Genomic DNA, 12,972 nt, shown 5'->3' with positions numbered 1-12,972 from the left:
TAAAGGCCAGCATATTCAGGAAATAGTGCGTCCAGCCAACGTGCACCCAATGTGCCGTCCACAGCCGCCAGGGCTCACTTATCAGGCTAGCTTGCCAAAAGATAAAACTATCTTTAAATATCTGCAGCCATGCGCAGAAAGCAACAAAGACTGCCAGAAAGACAATCTTGTTACGAAGATAGTGATCATGCATCTGCATCGCTTAGTCCCTTAACGTATGTCAATTTAGGTCCGCCTTAACGTACGGACCTGACTGGATCAGGAATCCGCATTAAACAGATCATCAAGGTCAGATGCTGTATCCGCTTCATCCCAGAAACGTTGCATGCCATCGTCTCCAGTGCGAACGCCGGTATGCTCGGTCCAGTAACGGTCTGCAATGCCACCCACCATAATCGAAGCCATACTGTCGATCAGCTTGAATTGTGGATTTACCGGTTTTTCATCAGAACGTGCCTGTGCAAAAGTTTTCAGCGCATCACGCAACTTGGCATCATCACCTGATGCCTGAGCAGCTACAGCATAAAGTGCATGTGATAAACGTACACCTTTCTGTTCACCAATCTGGGTCGACTGTTTCAAGGTCTGATATGGATCCGGCTTGCCATCACCTGCGCCTGGCAACAAGGTCCAGATCACGGCACGTGTAGCATTTGGTGCACCCCAGAATTTTTCATTGTTCAGACAGGTCATCCCGCGTTCTACCACAGCAGCGATGTCCTTCGGTACCTGCACCGCTCCACCCGAGTTAATATCATTGGTCATGGCTTGTAGGCCACTGAGCATGCCCAGCAGATAGACAGTCTGTTCTGTATCACCCTTCAAGGTTGGGCAACTCTCACCCAGCGCGACATTATATTTTTTCTCGTAACGCTTCTGGAACATCTGGTAACCGTTATATTGACGCTGTGCAGCCAATGCTGCCCAACGTTTCTGCTCTACGCGAGCATCCTGCGCCTCAGTAACCTGATTGGCTTTAGATGCACGCATATAGCGTAGTTCGGCATCTAGCGCTTTCTGCTCCGCACAAATACCGGCTGCAGAGTACATCAGTACTGCAACACGGGTCGGATCTGCCCCCATCTCCTTGGTTGACATGATCGCTGGTGTTAAGGCATTGCCTGAATTACACACCATTTCTGCATCATCCATCGCCAGAATTGGTGGCACTATATGTTTTTCAGTGAAACCCAGCGCCACATTGGCACCCGTTTTAACCACCTGTGAGCAACCTGTTAAAGCCGTTGTTGTTATTACTATGGCCGCCATACCTTGGCATATTTGTTGGACTTTTGACATTTTCCTGTCCTCTATAATTGTGATTATGTCCATGCTGCTAAACATAGCAGATGAACTATATGAATTAAAGAGTATTTACTCTAAATTAGATGAGTCACTTTGCCATTGATTACCGGTTCTGCAATTGACTTGATCGAAAGAAATACTGAATTTTGGGCAAAAAAAAGTAGCATTGCGACGGTTCAGCACATGCTACTTATTAACTGGGAAAGCTTTAACTTATCGTTTTAGCTTGTTAATGTGATTGAGTTGAAATTTGTTCCCTAACTATAGTGCCGAGTCGTCCAATGACCAGTGCCAGAATTACCGCGATTACTGGAAATATCCACGTTGGAAATTCCATATTAATCTCCTCTGTTGACTTCGGTGATTCAAATGTACCTGTTTAAAATAAAAGCAATTAAGAAAATTGTCAGACAATTCAAATATTTTCCGAAGAATTATGTGAATTGTCTGACAAAGGATCAGTATATAAAGATAAGAATTTGAAAAATATATAATTTTAATTTTGATAAAAATACCGATTGCCTGGCAATCAGATCATTTTCGTAAGGACTTTCAATGACTTCCATTGTTGTGTTGGTAACTGGTCACACCAGATCAGCAATGGCGGTATTTTGGCATGCTGAAAATACACCACCAGATAAGCTTGGTGATCAATCACATGACTGATCTGGGCACGCTGTATGCGCTGATCATGATGGGTAATGGTCCATTCCCGACCATCCAGATATTCAAACTGGGCGATCTGCGGACGCTTGCGATAAAACAGATGATAGATGATCAGTCCTGCAACCAGACAGATTCCCCATAGCCATAAGGGCAATAACTGGTACATCACAAACATCAACACAATAAAAATGAAAAACTGAAACGCAAGTGCAAGCAGGCTGCGTTTCAGCTGATAACAACGATTATCCATGAACGTAGTGTTTAAGCTTGTTAATAAACTCACGTAATTCAGGGCGTGGCGGTTCGGATACTTCCATAAACCAGTCCAGCAGGTCCGGGTCTTCTTGCGCTACGAGTTCAGCAAACATTTCTTTTTCAAATGGGTCTGCTGTCAAATAGCAGTTTTTGACATAGGGATCAAAATACACATCCAACTCTTTAAGACCACGACGTGCGCGGTAAATCACTTTACGCTCTTCCAGGCTGATGTCTTCAGTCATCATATTTCCCCAACGTGTTAAAAACATGAGTAGTTTACCTAAGCGCCAAGTAATTTTCGAGGGAATTGGCGGAAAGCATCAGCATTATCTGTATTTTGTACATTTCGCACATTGTCCCCAGATAGACCCTGCCCTTATGTTCATGAGAACAATAACCAGAACAAGGAATCCTGATCATGCAATCTGCTGCGATTCGACCACTGCCGCATCTTTTACCGCGTACTTTGTTTAATGCTGAGCATGATGCTTTCCGCGAGACGGTGCGCAAATTCTATGAAAAGGAAGTCATTCCGCATACCGAACGCTTCGAACAGCAACAACACGTAGATCGCGAACTATGGAATAAGGCAGGAAGCCTAGGGCTACTTTGCCCGACTTTACCAGAACAATATGGTGGTTCAGGTGTGGATCGGCTTTACAGTATGATTCTGATTGAAGAACAAGCTTATGCCGGTGATTCAGCGACCGGTTTTTCCCTACATTCCGATATCGTCGCGAATTATATTCTGAATTTCGGCAATGAAGCCCAGAAACAGCAATGGCTAGCAAAAATGGCCAGTGGCGAAGTGATTACTGCGATTGCGATGACTGAACCCGGCACAGGTTCAGATCTTCAGGCTGTACGCACCAGTGCCGTGTTGGAGGGTGATGAGTATGTGATTAATGGCTCGAAAATATTTATCACCAACGGCTATCTTTGCGATATGGCAATTGTAGTGTGTAAAACAGGCGATAGTGACAAAGGCTCAGCCAATCTTTCATTGATCATGGTAGAAGCTGACCGTGCTGGTTTTAGTAAAGGCAAACCGCTGAATAAAATCGGCATGAAAGGCCAGGATACCTGTGAACTATTCTTTGATAACGTGCGTGTTCCTAAAGAAAATTTATTGGGTATGCCCGGTATGGGTTTTATGATGCTGATGAAAGAACTGGCTTGGGAACGTCTGATTGTGGCAATGATCTGTCAGGCAGGCGCTGAAGCTGCTTTTGCACATACGGTGAAATACACTAAGGAACGTCAGGCTTTTGGCAAACCTATCTCAGCATTTCAGAACACTCGTTTTAAGCTGGCGGAACTACGTACTGAAATCGAAATCTGTCGAGCTTATCTGGATTGTTGTATGCAACAACAGTTACAGCAACAGCTAGGCGTAAATGCAGCTGCTGCCGCAAAATACAAAATTTCAGAAATGTTCAGTAAGGTAGTCGATGAATGTCTGCAACTACATGGTGGATATGGCTATATGCTGGAATATCCAATTGCTCGCGCCTACATCGATCATCGTGCGAACCGTATATATGCTGGAACCAATGAAATCATGAAAGAATTGATCTCACGAGCAATTTAATTCAGATCATATAAACAGATAACAAAAGGAGCATTTAATGCTCCTTTTCTATAGGTTCAGATATTAAGATACCAGACGTGGTTTAACTTTTTTGCCGTTAACTTTTCCCTGTTCAACTTTAGATTTAAACTGAAGAATATCATCCTCGAAAGTTGCAGTTTTAAGATCTTTACGGTCAGCTAAATAATTATTGCTGACACGCCAAGGGCCATGCTTACCTTGTTTTGGCATGACGTTTGCTGCACGGGCAATATAACCTGAGGTCAGGCTGCCCATCACCGTATCTTCGAGTAACTCTGCAGCATTACCTTCGGGTAATACCTCATCAAAACCGTTCATATCCATATAGTTCAGCAGACGGCAGATATATTCGGCTGCGATGTCTACTTTCAGTGTCCAAGATGCATTGATATAGCCAATAATCAGCGCCATATTCGGAATATCACTCACCATCACGCCGCGATACAGCATATGTTTGGAAGTATCGATGGGCTTGCCATCGATGGAAGCCTGCATCCCGCCCAAAATCTGAATATTTAATCCTGTTGCTGATACGATAATATCGGCATCAAGATGTTTACCGGATTTAAGCTGAATACCGGTTTCAGTAAATCTCTCGATATGGTCAGTTTCTACCGATGCACGACCTTCACGTAAAATTTTGAATAAATCTCCATCCGGTACCACGCACAGACGCTGATCCCAAGGCTCATAGTCCGGGGTAAAGTGTTTCATATCCACCTTACCCTTAAGTTGGAACTTCACCGCATTTAAAAGCAGCTTTTTAAGCAATTTCGGCTGTTTTTGTGCCAGCGCATAAATCCCGCGCTGCATACCAATGTTTCGTGCACGGGTAAGCTTATAAGCCATATCTTCAGACAGATATTTACGCATCTTGTCATAGACCATATCAATGGATGGTACAGAAGCAATATAGGTCGGTGAACGCTGCAACATACTCACATGGCCTGCTCCACCTTTGACCATCGCTGGAACTAACGTAATAGCAGTTGCACCACTACCAATAATTACCACTTTTTTACCGCTATAATCGAAGTTCTCCGGCCAATGTTGCGGATGAATAAAAGTTCCTTTAAATGCATCCTGATTTGGAAATTCTGGTTGAAAACCTTGGTCATAATTATAATAACCAGTACAACCCAAAACAAAATTCGCTACCCAGGTTTCAGTCTTACCTTGAGCATTTTCGATTTTCACTGACCATTTATGCGTATGCGTATCATAATTGGCATTTAAAACACGGTGCTGATAATGAATTCTGGATTCAAGTTGGCATTCTTCTACTACTTCAGACAGATAGTTCTTAATTGATGCACCGTCAGCCAACACGCTGGCTTTTTTCCAAGGTTTAAAATTAAAGCCGAAAGTCGACATATCAGAATCTGAACGGATGCCCGGATATTTAAATAAATCCCAAGTACCACCTACGCTTTCCCGACGTTCAATAATTTCAAAAGAACGCTTCGGACAATTTTTAGAAAGATGTACTGCTAAACCAATTCCCGAGATACCTGCACCCACAATTAAGATATCAACCTGTTTTTCCATATTCTTCTTTTAACCCAAGTTTGTCATTTATTTTATTAAAGCACAAAACTGACAATACTCCATGTCAAGTTTGTATGTTTGCCCTATTTTTTTTATCTTTTGGGGACATTTTTATAGCTAAACCGATAATCAATTTATAAAAAGATAAATTTTAGGCATTAAAAAAGGCCGGTTTATTCAACCGACCTTTCCGAACAACGTTTGCTGCTCTTCACGAAATTAGTTAACTTCGCGATCTACTAGCTCAACGTAAGCCATCGGTGCAGCATCACCTGCACGGAAGCCCGCTTTAAGAACACGTAGATAACCGCCGTTACGCTCTTTGTAACGAGGGCCAAGAACGGTAAATAATTTACCAACAGTTGCAGCTGAACGAGTACGAGCAAACGCCAAACGACGGTTTGCTACTGTATCGACTTTAGCTAAAGTGATTAAAGGCTCAGCAACACGGCGTAATTCTTTTGCTTTAGGCACAGTTGTTTTGATCAACTCGTGCTCGAACAAAGAGTTAGCCATGTTTTGGAACATCGCTTTACGATGACTGCTTGTACGGCCTAATTTCACACCACTATTACGATGACGCATGGTGATAGTCCTACTTAATTAACGGCTACGATAGGCGAAACGATCGTCCATACGGAGACTAGCTGGTGGCCAGTTCTCTAAACGCATGCCGAGTTGTAAGCCTTTAGAAGCCAGAACATCTTTGATCTCAGTAAGCGATTTTTTACCCAGGTTAGGAGTTTTAAGCAACTCAACCTCAGTACGCTGTACAAGATCACCAATGTAGTAAATGTTTTCTGCTTTCAAACAGTTAGCAGAACGAACAGTTAGCTCTAGATCATCTACTGGACGAAGCAAAATCGGATCAACTTCTTCACGAGGTTCTTGAGCAACAGGAGCTTGATCTTTCTGAAGGTCAACAAAGATTGCAATTTGTTGTTGCAAGATTGTTGCCGCTTTGCGGATTGCTTCTTCAGGATCAACTGTACCGTTAGTTTCAAGATCAATGATCAGTTTATCAAGGTCAGTACGTTGTTCTACACGAGCATTTTCAACTGTGTAAGACACACGTTTGATCGGGCTGTAAGAGGCATCTAACTGTAAACGACCCACTGGGCGAGTCTCGCCTTCTGGGAAACGTGAGTCAGAAGTCTCGTAGCCACGGCCTTGAGCCACTTTCAGGCGCATCTTAAGATTGCCTGAAGCACTTAATGTGCCGATCAAGTGTTCAGGGTTAACCACTTCAACATTATGAGGTAAACGAAGGTCAGCCGCAGTTACATCGCCTGGACCTTGTTTCTCTAATGTTAAATAAGCTTCATTTTGATCGAACAGCTTAATAGACAATCCTTTTAGGTTCAGCAAGAGCTCGACGATGTCCTGCTGCAAGCCTTCCAAAGTACTGTACTCGTGCTCAACACCTTCAATCTCAACTTCAACCACAGCAGCGCCAGGCAAAGAAGACAGAAGGATGCGACGTAAAGCATTGCCCAGAGTATGACCAAAGCCACGCTCTAAGGGTTCTAGAATAACTTTTGCCGAGGTCCCGCTTGCCGCTTCGACCTTGATCGCTTGCGGAGTTAGAAACTCATTTGCAGTACGCGTCATATTGCTACCTCAAGGATTATTTAGAATACAATTCTACAATCAAGCTTTCGTTGATTTCAGCAGGTAAATCAGAACGATCCGGTGCAGCTTTGAACGTACCTTCTAGTTTAGAATGATCTACTTCCATCCAAGAAGGAATGCCACGTTGAGCAGCTAATTCAATTGCGTTTTTGATACGTAATTGTTGTTTAGCGCCTTCGTGAACTGCAATCACGTCACCAGCTTTAACTTGGATAGACGCGATGTTAACGCGACGGCCATTTAAAGTGATTGAACGGTGAGATACTAACTGACGAGCTTCAGCACGTGTAGAACCAAAACCCATGCGATAAACAACGTTATCAAGACGGCTTTCAAGTAACTTTAACAAGTTCTCGCCAGTTGCGCCTTTAACACGAGCTGCTTCTTTATAGTAGTTACTAAATTGACGCTCTAAAACACCGTACATACGACGTACTTTTTGTTTTTCACGTAATTGTAGTGAGTACTCAGATTGTTTGCTGCCACGCGCACCACCGTGTTGGCCAGGCGCTTTAGCATGTTTTTTAGTCTTAACGTCAAATGGTTTAACGCCAGATTTTAATTGCAGGTCTGTCCCTTCGCGGCGAGAGAGTTTGCATTTTGGACCAATATAACGAGCCATGAATGTTTCTCCTTACACGCGACGTTTTTTAGGTGGACGGCAACCGTTGTGAGGAATTGGAGTCACATCGGTAATGCTATTAATTTTATAACCCACTGCACCTAAAGCACGAACCGCAGATTCACGACCTGGACCAGGACCTTTAACAAGGACGTCCAAGTTTTTCAAACCGTAATCCAAAGCTGCTTTACCAGCAACTTCAGCAGCTACCTGAGCAGCGAACGGAGTTGATTTACGTGATCCACGGAAGCCTTGTCCACCTGAAGTGGCCCAAGCCAGTGCATTACCTTGACGATCGGTAATAGTCACAATGGTGTTATTAAAAGAAGCGTGAATGTGTGCAACACCTTCAGAGACGGTACGAGTGACCTTCTTGCGTGTGCGAGTATCTTTAGCCATCTTTTAGCTTCCAGAAATCTTATTTCTTAATTGGTTTGCGCGGACCTTTACGGGTACGTGCGTTAGTTTTGGTGCGTTGACCGCGGACAGGCAAGCTGCGACGATGACGAAGACCGCGGTAGCAGCCTAAATCCATTAAACGTTTGATGTTCATGGAAATTTCGCGACGTAAATCACCTTCGGTCGGAACCTTGGCAACTTCTGCACGAATCGCATCAAGCTGAGCGTCATCTAATTCACGGATCTTAGTCGTTGGAGCAATACCTGCAGCAGCTAAGATAGCTTTTGAAGTATGGCGACCAATACCAAAGATATACGTTAGAGAGATAACAGCATGCTTGTTATCCGGAATGTTTACACCGGCAATACGAGCCATTCAATTTTCTCCAAAAAGGCAGTAGAGATAATCAACCGCCCCACAAAAATCTTGAGGGGCGGATAATAACCTAATTCGCCTACTGAAATCAACAGGTCTTGATCAGATTAACCTTGACGCTGCTTATGACGAGGTTCTGCGCTACAAATTACGCGGATAACCCCATTACGACGGATAACTTTACAGCTACCACAAATTTTCTTTACAGAAGCTTGTACTTTCATGATGAAACCTCTAAGTGCGCTATCCCTTAGGATGAGCAGTCGTTTTTCTCATTAATGTTTGATTGTCATACTGGTGCGAAGTGAGATGTGCTTGTAGCTGAGCCATAAAGTCCATCACCACCACTACCACGATTAGCAACGATGTTCCGCCCAAGCTGAATGGAATACCAAAAGAGCTTTGCAGGATCATCGGCATTAAACAGATGACAGTGATGTAAATCGCGCCAATGAAGGTCAAACGATTGAGAATATGATCTAAGTAACGAGCAGTTTGCTCACCTGGACGAATACCAGGCACGTAAGCTCCGCTGCGTTTCAAGTTTTCTGACACTTCTTTCGGGCTAAATACTAGCGCAGTATAGAAGTAACAGAAAAAGATAATTAACGCACCAAAGAGCACCAAATACAACGGCTGACCAGGCGACAACACCAATGCCAAATCTTGCAGACTACGCTTGATAATTCCTGCATCAGGATCTGCACTGCCAACCCACTGACCTAAGCTCGCTGGGAACAAAAGCAATGAACTTGCAAAAATTGCAGGAATCACACCGGCCATATTAATTTTTAATGGCAAATGTGTCTGCTGTGCAGTAAATACGCGACGACCCTGCTGCTTCTGAGCATAGTTGACCGGAATACGACGTTGCGCCTTCTCGATAAACACAATTGCTGCAAGCACGGCGATGGATAACAATGCAAATATCGCCAGACCAATAAGACTAGACTGACCATTATCAACAGAAGTCAGGGACTGCATAACCAAAGTTGGCAGACCTGCAACAATACCTGCGAAGATGATCATGGAAATACCATTCCCCACCCCACGCTCGGTAATCTGTTCACCCAACCACATCAGGAACATGGTCCCCGCAACCAATGAGGTTACTGCAGGAACATAAAAAGCCAGACCAGAGGTCAGGGTAATTCCCTGGCTGATCAAGCCCGCGCACATACCGACCGCTTGCACAAATGCAAGGAACAGTGTGCCCTGTCGTGTGTATTGATTTATTTTACGTTTGCCTTGCTCGCCTTCTTTCTTTAAAGCTTCCAGCGAAGGAACGACTGTTGACATCAGCTGCACGATAATCGATGCAGAGATGTATGGCATAATCCCAAGAGCAAGAATAGACATTCGCTCCAATGCACCACCAGAGAACATGTTAAACAAACCAAGGATCGTACCTTGGTTTGCATTAAACAAATTCTCCAGCGCAGCATTGTTAATGCCCGGTACTGGAATATGTGCTCCCAGTCGAAACACCAACAACGCACCAATGAGAAACATCATTCGACGAATAATTTCACGGTATTTCACATGAAATGGTTGGCCTTTCATCATGTTGACATGACCTGAAGAACTAGGAGACATAGACACTGGAGATTACTCCTCGACTTTACCGCCAGCAGCTTCAACAGCAGCTTTAGCGCCTTTAGTCAACACAACACCTTGTACAGTGAATGCGCGAGTAATTTCACCAGAAAGTACGATACGTGCACGAGTCATGTCTTTACGTACAACGTTCGCAGCTTTTAAAGTTTCTAGAGACACAATGTCACCTTCAACTTTAGCAAGCTCAGATAAACGTACTTCAGCAGTTTTCAAAGCCTGTTGGCTAGTGAAACCGAATTTAGGCAAACGACGATAAAGTGCTGTTTGACCACCTTCGAAACCTGGACGAGTACCACCGCTCTTACGTGAGTTTTGACCTTTGACACCACGGCCACCGGTCTTACCAACGCCAGAACCGATACCACGGCCTAGACGCAGGTTGTCACGCTTAGCACCTTCTGCAGGTGCAATAGTATTTAAACGCAGAGTCATGGCTTATTCCTCTACACTAACCATATAGTAGACTTGGTTGATCATACCACGGTTAGATGGAGTGTCTAACACTTCAACAGTATGACCAATACGACGCAGACCTAAACCTTTAAGGCTCAGCTTGTGATTTTTCAAGCGATGCGATGCAGATTTAGTCTGGGTAACTTTAATCGTTTTCATGATTATTACCCTTGAATTTGTTCTACTGAAAGACCACGTTTCGCAGCAACTTTCTCAGGAGAAGTCATGTCACGCAGACCTTTGAAAGTCGCGTTAACTACGTTAGCAGCGTTAGTAGAACCGTAACATTTAGCAAGTACGTTGTGTACACCAGCAGCTTCAAGAACGGCACGCATAGCGCCACCAGCGATTACGCCAGTACCTTCAGAAGCAGGCTGCATGTAAACACGGCTTGCACCGTGACGAGCATTCACAGGGTGTTGTAAAGTCGTACCAGCAAGATCTACAGTGATCATGTTGCGACGAGCAGCTTCAAGTGCTTTAGAAATAGCAGCTGGAACTTCACGTGCTTTACCACGACCAAAACCTACGCGACCATTACCATCACCTACCACAGTCAATGCTGTGAAAGAGAAGATACGACCACCCTTAACAACTTTGGCTACACGATCAACGGCAACCAGCTTTTCAACAAGACCTTCGTTTTGTTCAACTTTAGCCATGATTAGAACTCCAAGCCGTTTTCACGAGCAGCATCAGCCAAGGCTTTGATACGACCATGATATTTGAAACCAGAACGGTCAAATGCAACTTTAGTTACACCAGCTGCCTTAGCGCGTTCTGCGATTAAAGCACCTACTTTTTGAGCTGCTTCAACATTACCAGTTGTACCAGCACGTAGAGTAGCGTCTAGTGTAGAAGCTTGCGCTAATACTTTGCCACCATCTGCTGAGATAACTTGAGCATAGATGTGACGCGGAGTGCGGTTTACACACAAACGAGTCGCACCCAATGCACGGATGTGCAAGCGTGTGCTTTTCGCACGACGCAAACGGGATTGTTTCTTTTCGTTCATAAGAACCTCGCGCCTTATTTCTTCTTAGCTTCTTTACGAAGTACAACTTCGTCAGAATAACGAACACCTTTACCTTTATACGGCTCTGGTGGACGGTAACCACGGATTTCCGCAGCAACTTGACCTAATTTTGCTTTATCAGCAGATTTTAGGATAATTTCAGTCGCTGTAGGAGTTTCTGCAGTTACACCTTCAGGAAGGTTGTAGTCAATCGGGTGAGAGAAACCAAGGTTAAGGTTAACAATGTTACCTTTAACCGCAGCTTTATAACCAACACCGATAAGTTGTAACTTACGTTCGAAACCTTCGCTAACACCTTTAACAAGGTTGTTAAGCACAGCGCGAGCAGTACCAGCCTGCATCCAAGCGTCTTTAGATTCAGCTTTAGGAGCAATAACTAGAGTACCGTCTTCCTGTTTTAGCTCGACCAGCGCATGCAGGTTGAAAGACAATGTACCTTTAGTGCCTTTCACTTCGACCTGCCGGCCGTTCTGAGTAACTGCTACACCGTTAGGTACAGTTACTGGGGCTTTAGCCACACGAGACATGAGGAATCACCTATTAAGAAACAAAAGCAATAACTTCACCACCAATGCCTGCAGCACGTGCAGCGCGATCAGTCATGATGCCTTTGCTTGTAGAAACAATTGCAATACCTAAACCTTGCTTAACGCTTGGAAGTGCATCTTTACCGCGATACTGACGTAGACCTGGACGGCTTACGCGTTTCACAGTTTCGATAACTGGTTTGCCTTCAAAATATTTTAACGTAATAGTTAAAGTTGCTTTGCCTTCAACATCAGCAACTTCTACGTTTGAAATGTAACCTTCTTGTTGAAGAACGTTTGCAATAGCAACCTTCAACTTAGAATTAGGCATAGAAACAGTTTGTTTCTTCGCCATTTGCGCGTTACGAACACGTGTTAGCATGTCGGCAACGGTATCTTGCATACTCATTTATAGTGCTCCTTACCAGCTTGCCTTAACAACGCCAGGTACATCACCTTGCATTACTTTTTCGCGTACCATGTTACGGCTTAAACCGAACTTACGGAAGTAACCATGAGGACGACCAGTTAAACCACAACGGTTACGTAGACGTACTGGAGATGCATTACGTGGTAATGCTTGTAATTTCATCATCGCTTCGAAACGTTCTTCGTCTGATGCATTTACGTTAGCAATAACAGCTTTTAATTCAGCACGTTTTGCAGCGTATTTAGCAACAGTAGCTTCGCGTTTCAATTCGCGATTAATCATACCTTTCTTAGCCATTTCGACCTCTTATTTGAACGGGAAGCCGAATGCACGCATAAGCGCACGGCCTTCGTCATCGGTGCGAGCAGTCGTAGTGATGGTAATGTCCATACCACGAATACGGTCAATCTTGTCAAAATCGATCTCAGGGAACATGATCTGTTCTTTAAGACCCATTGAGTAGTTACCACGACCATCAAATGATTTCGCTG

At 44.0% G+C, this 12,972-nt stretch carries 19 protein-coding genes and 2 pseudogenes; 1 reads left to right on the top strand and 20 read right to left on the bottom strand.

Annotated elements, in window-relative coordinates; translation table 11 throughout:
• From B4033_RS13415 to B4033_RS13400, 4 genes and pseudogenes are all read right to left on the bottom strand, one after another.
• Positions 1-199: pseudogene (locus B4033_RS13415) on the bottom strand (rhombosortase); the annotation flags it as partial.
• Positions 200-258: 59 nt separating this feature from the next.
• Entirely contained in the window at positions 259-1,299 is a 1,041-nt protein-coding gene (locus B4033_RS13410; RefSeq protein ID WP_004809769.1) for a hypothetical protein, read from the bottom strand.
• Between the two features lie 535 nt (positions 1,300-1,834).
• Positions 1,835-2,221, bottom strand: a complete 387-nt coding sequence (locus B4033_RS13405; protein WP_103799844.1) for a hypothetical protein — start codon at positions 2,219-2,221, stop codon at positions 1,835-1,837.
• On the bottom strand, positions 2,214-2,471 hold the full coding sequence (locus tag B4033_RS13400; protein ID WP_008302635.1) for a succinate dehydrogenase assembly factor 2: 258 nt from the start codon (positions 2,469-2,471) through the stop codon (positions 2,214-2,216). The genes B4033_RS13405 and B4033_RS13400 overlap by 8 nt, the downstream gene beginning before the upstream one ends.
• 176 nt (positions 2,472-2,647) lie before the next feature.
• Between B4033_RS13400 and B4033_RS13395 the strand changes: the two genes are divergently transcribed.
• Positions 2,648-3,820 carry an acyl-CoA dehydrogenase family protein gene (locus B4033_RS13395; protein WP_286834633.1) on the top strand — a complete coding sequence of 391 codons (1,173 nt, stop codon included), beginning with the start codon at positions 2,648-2,650 and terminating at the stop codon, positions 3,818-3,820.
• 63 nt (positions 3,821-3,883) lie between these two features.
• Here the strand turns inward: B4033_RS13395 and B4033_RS13390 are convergent, their stop codons facing one another.
• The 16 genes and pseudogenes from B4033_RS13390 to B4033_RS13315 all read right to left on the bottom strand — a co-directional run.
• Positions 3,884-5,389, bottom strand: a complete 1,506-nt coding sequence (locus tag B4033_RS13390) for a flavin-containing monooxygenase (RefSeq protein ID WP_286834632.1) — start codon at positions 5,387-5,389, stop codon at positions 3,884-3,886.
• Positions 5,390-5,608: 219 nt separating this feature from the next.
• Entirely contained in the window at positions 5,609-5,974 is a 366-nt protein-coding gene (gene rplQ / locus B4033_RS13385; RefSeq protein ID WP_004786886.1) for a 50S ribosomal protein L17, read from the bottom strand.
• An 18-nt stretch (positions 5,975-5,992) separates the two neighbouring features.
• Positions 5,993-7,000: a DNA-directed RNA polymerase subunit alpha gene (locus B4033_RS13380; RefSeq protein ID WP_004809777.1), complete on the bottom strand. Its 1,008-nt coding sequence runs from the start codon at positions 6,998-7,000 to the stop codon at positions 5,993-5,995.
• A gap of 16 nt (positions 7,001-7,016) precedes the next feature.
• The gene (rpsD, locus tag B4033_RS13375; protein ID WP_004809780.1) at positions 7,017-7,643 is read right to left on the bottom strand and encodes a 30S ribosomal protein S4; all 627 of its coding nucleotides are present in this window, start codon (positions 7,641-7,643) and stop codon (positions 7,017-7,019) included.
• Between the two features lie 12 nt (positions 7,644-7,655).
• Positions 7,656-8,042, bottom strand: a complete 387-nt coding sequence (rpsK, locus tag B4033_RS13370; RefSeq protein WP_001040166.1) for a 30S ribosomal protein S11 — start codon at positions 8,040-8,042, stop codon at positions 7,656-7,658.
• 19 nt (positions 8,043-8,061) lie between these two features.
• Positions 8,062-8,418, bottom strand: coding sequence for a 30S ribosomal protein S13 (rpsM, locus tag B4033_RS13365; protein ID WP_004281492.1), 357 nt, complete (start codon positions 8,416-8,418; stop codon positions 8,062-8,064).
• A gap of 107 nt (positions 8,419-8,525) precedes the next feature.
• Positions 8,526-8,642, bottom strand: coding sequence for a 50S ribosomal protein L36 (rpmJ, locus tag B4033_RS13360; protein WP_000867907.1), 117 nt, complete (start codon positions 8,640-8,642; stop codon positions 8,526-8,528).
• Positions 8,643-8,661: 19 nt separating this feature from the next.
• The gene (gene secY / locus B4033_RS13355) at positions 8,662-9,981 is read right to left on the bottom strand and encodes a preprotein translocase subunit SecY (protein WP_171056626.1); all 1,320 of its coding nucleotides are present in this window, start codon (positions 9,979-9,981) and stop codon (positions 8,662-8,664) included.
• A 45-nt stretch (positions 9,982-10,026) separates the two neighbouring features.
• The gene (gene rplO / locus B4033_RS13350) at positions 10,027-10,467 is read right to left on the bottom strand and encodes a 50S ribosomal protein L15 (RefSeq protein WP_004809786.1); all 441 of its coding nucleotides are present in this window, start codon (positions 10,465-10,467) and stop codon (positions 10,027-10,029) included.
• A 3-nt stretch (positions 10,468-10,470) separates the two neighbouring features.
• Positions 10,471-10,647, bottom strand: coding sequence for a 50S ribosomal protein L30 (gene rpmD / locus B4033_RS13345; protein WP_004809788.1), 177 nt, complete (start codon positions 10,645-10,647; stop codon positions 10,471-10,473).
• Between the two features lie 5 nt (positions 10,648-10,652).
• Complete coding sequence (rpsE, locus tag B4033_RS13340) at positions 10,653-11,150, bottom strand: 30S ribosomal protein S5 (RefSeq protein WP_004657688.1); 498 nt, start codon at positions 11,148-11,150, stop codon at positions 10,653-10,655.
• Positions 11,151-11,152: 2 nt separating this feature from the next.
• On the bottom strand, positions 11,153-11,503 hold the full coding sequence (gene rplR, locus B4033_RS13335; RefSeq protein WP_004281497.1) for a 50S ribosomal protein L18: 351 nt from the start codon (positions 11,501-11,503) through the stop codon (positions 11,153-11,155).
• Between the two features lie 14 nt (positions 11,504-11,517).
• Positions 11,518-12,051 carry a 50S ribosomal protein L6 gene (rplF, locus tag B4033_RS13330; protein WP_004809790.1) on the bottom strand — a complete coding sequence of 178 codons (534 nt, stop codon included), beginning with the start codon at positions 12,049-12,051 and terminating at the stop codon, positions 11,518-11,520.
• Positions 12,052-12,064: 13 nt separating this feature from the next.
• Complete coding sequence (gene rpsH, locus B4033_RS13325) at positions 12,065-12,460, bottom strand: 30S ribosomal protein S8 (RefSeq protein WP_004809793.1); 396 nt, start codon at positions 12,458-12,460, stop codon at positions 12,065-12,067.
• Positions 12,461-12,472: 12 nt separating this feature from the next.
• Positions 12,473-12,778, bottom strand: coding sequence for a 30S ribosomal protein S14 (gene rpsN, locus B4033_RS13320; RefSeq protein ID WP_004809795.1), 306 nt, complete (start codon positions 12,776-12,778; stop codon positions 12,473-12,475).
• A gap of 9 nt (positions 12,779-12,787) precedes the next feature.
• Positions 12,788-12,972: pseudogene (locus tag B4033_RS13315) on the bottom strand (50S ribosomal protein L5); the annotation flags it as partial.

Source organism: Acinetobacter sp. UBA3132 (assembly GCF_002364825.1).
In the GTDB taxonomy this organism is placed as follows: Bacteria; Pseudomonadota; Gammaproteobacteria; order Pseudomonadales; family Moraxellaceae; genus Acinetobacter; species Acinetobacter schindleri.
Note: the sequence above shows the minus strand (reverse complement) of the source record. Positions and strands in the feature narration are given on the sequence as shown.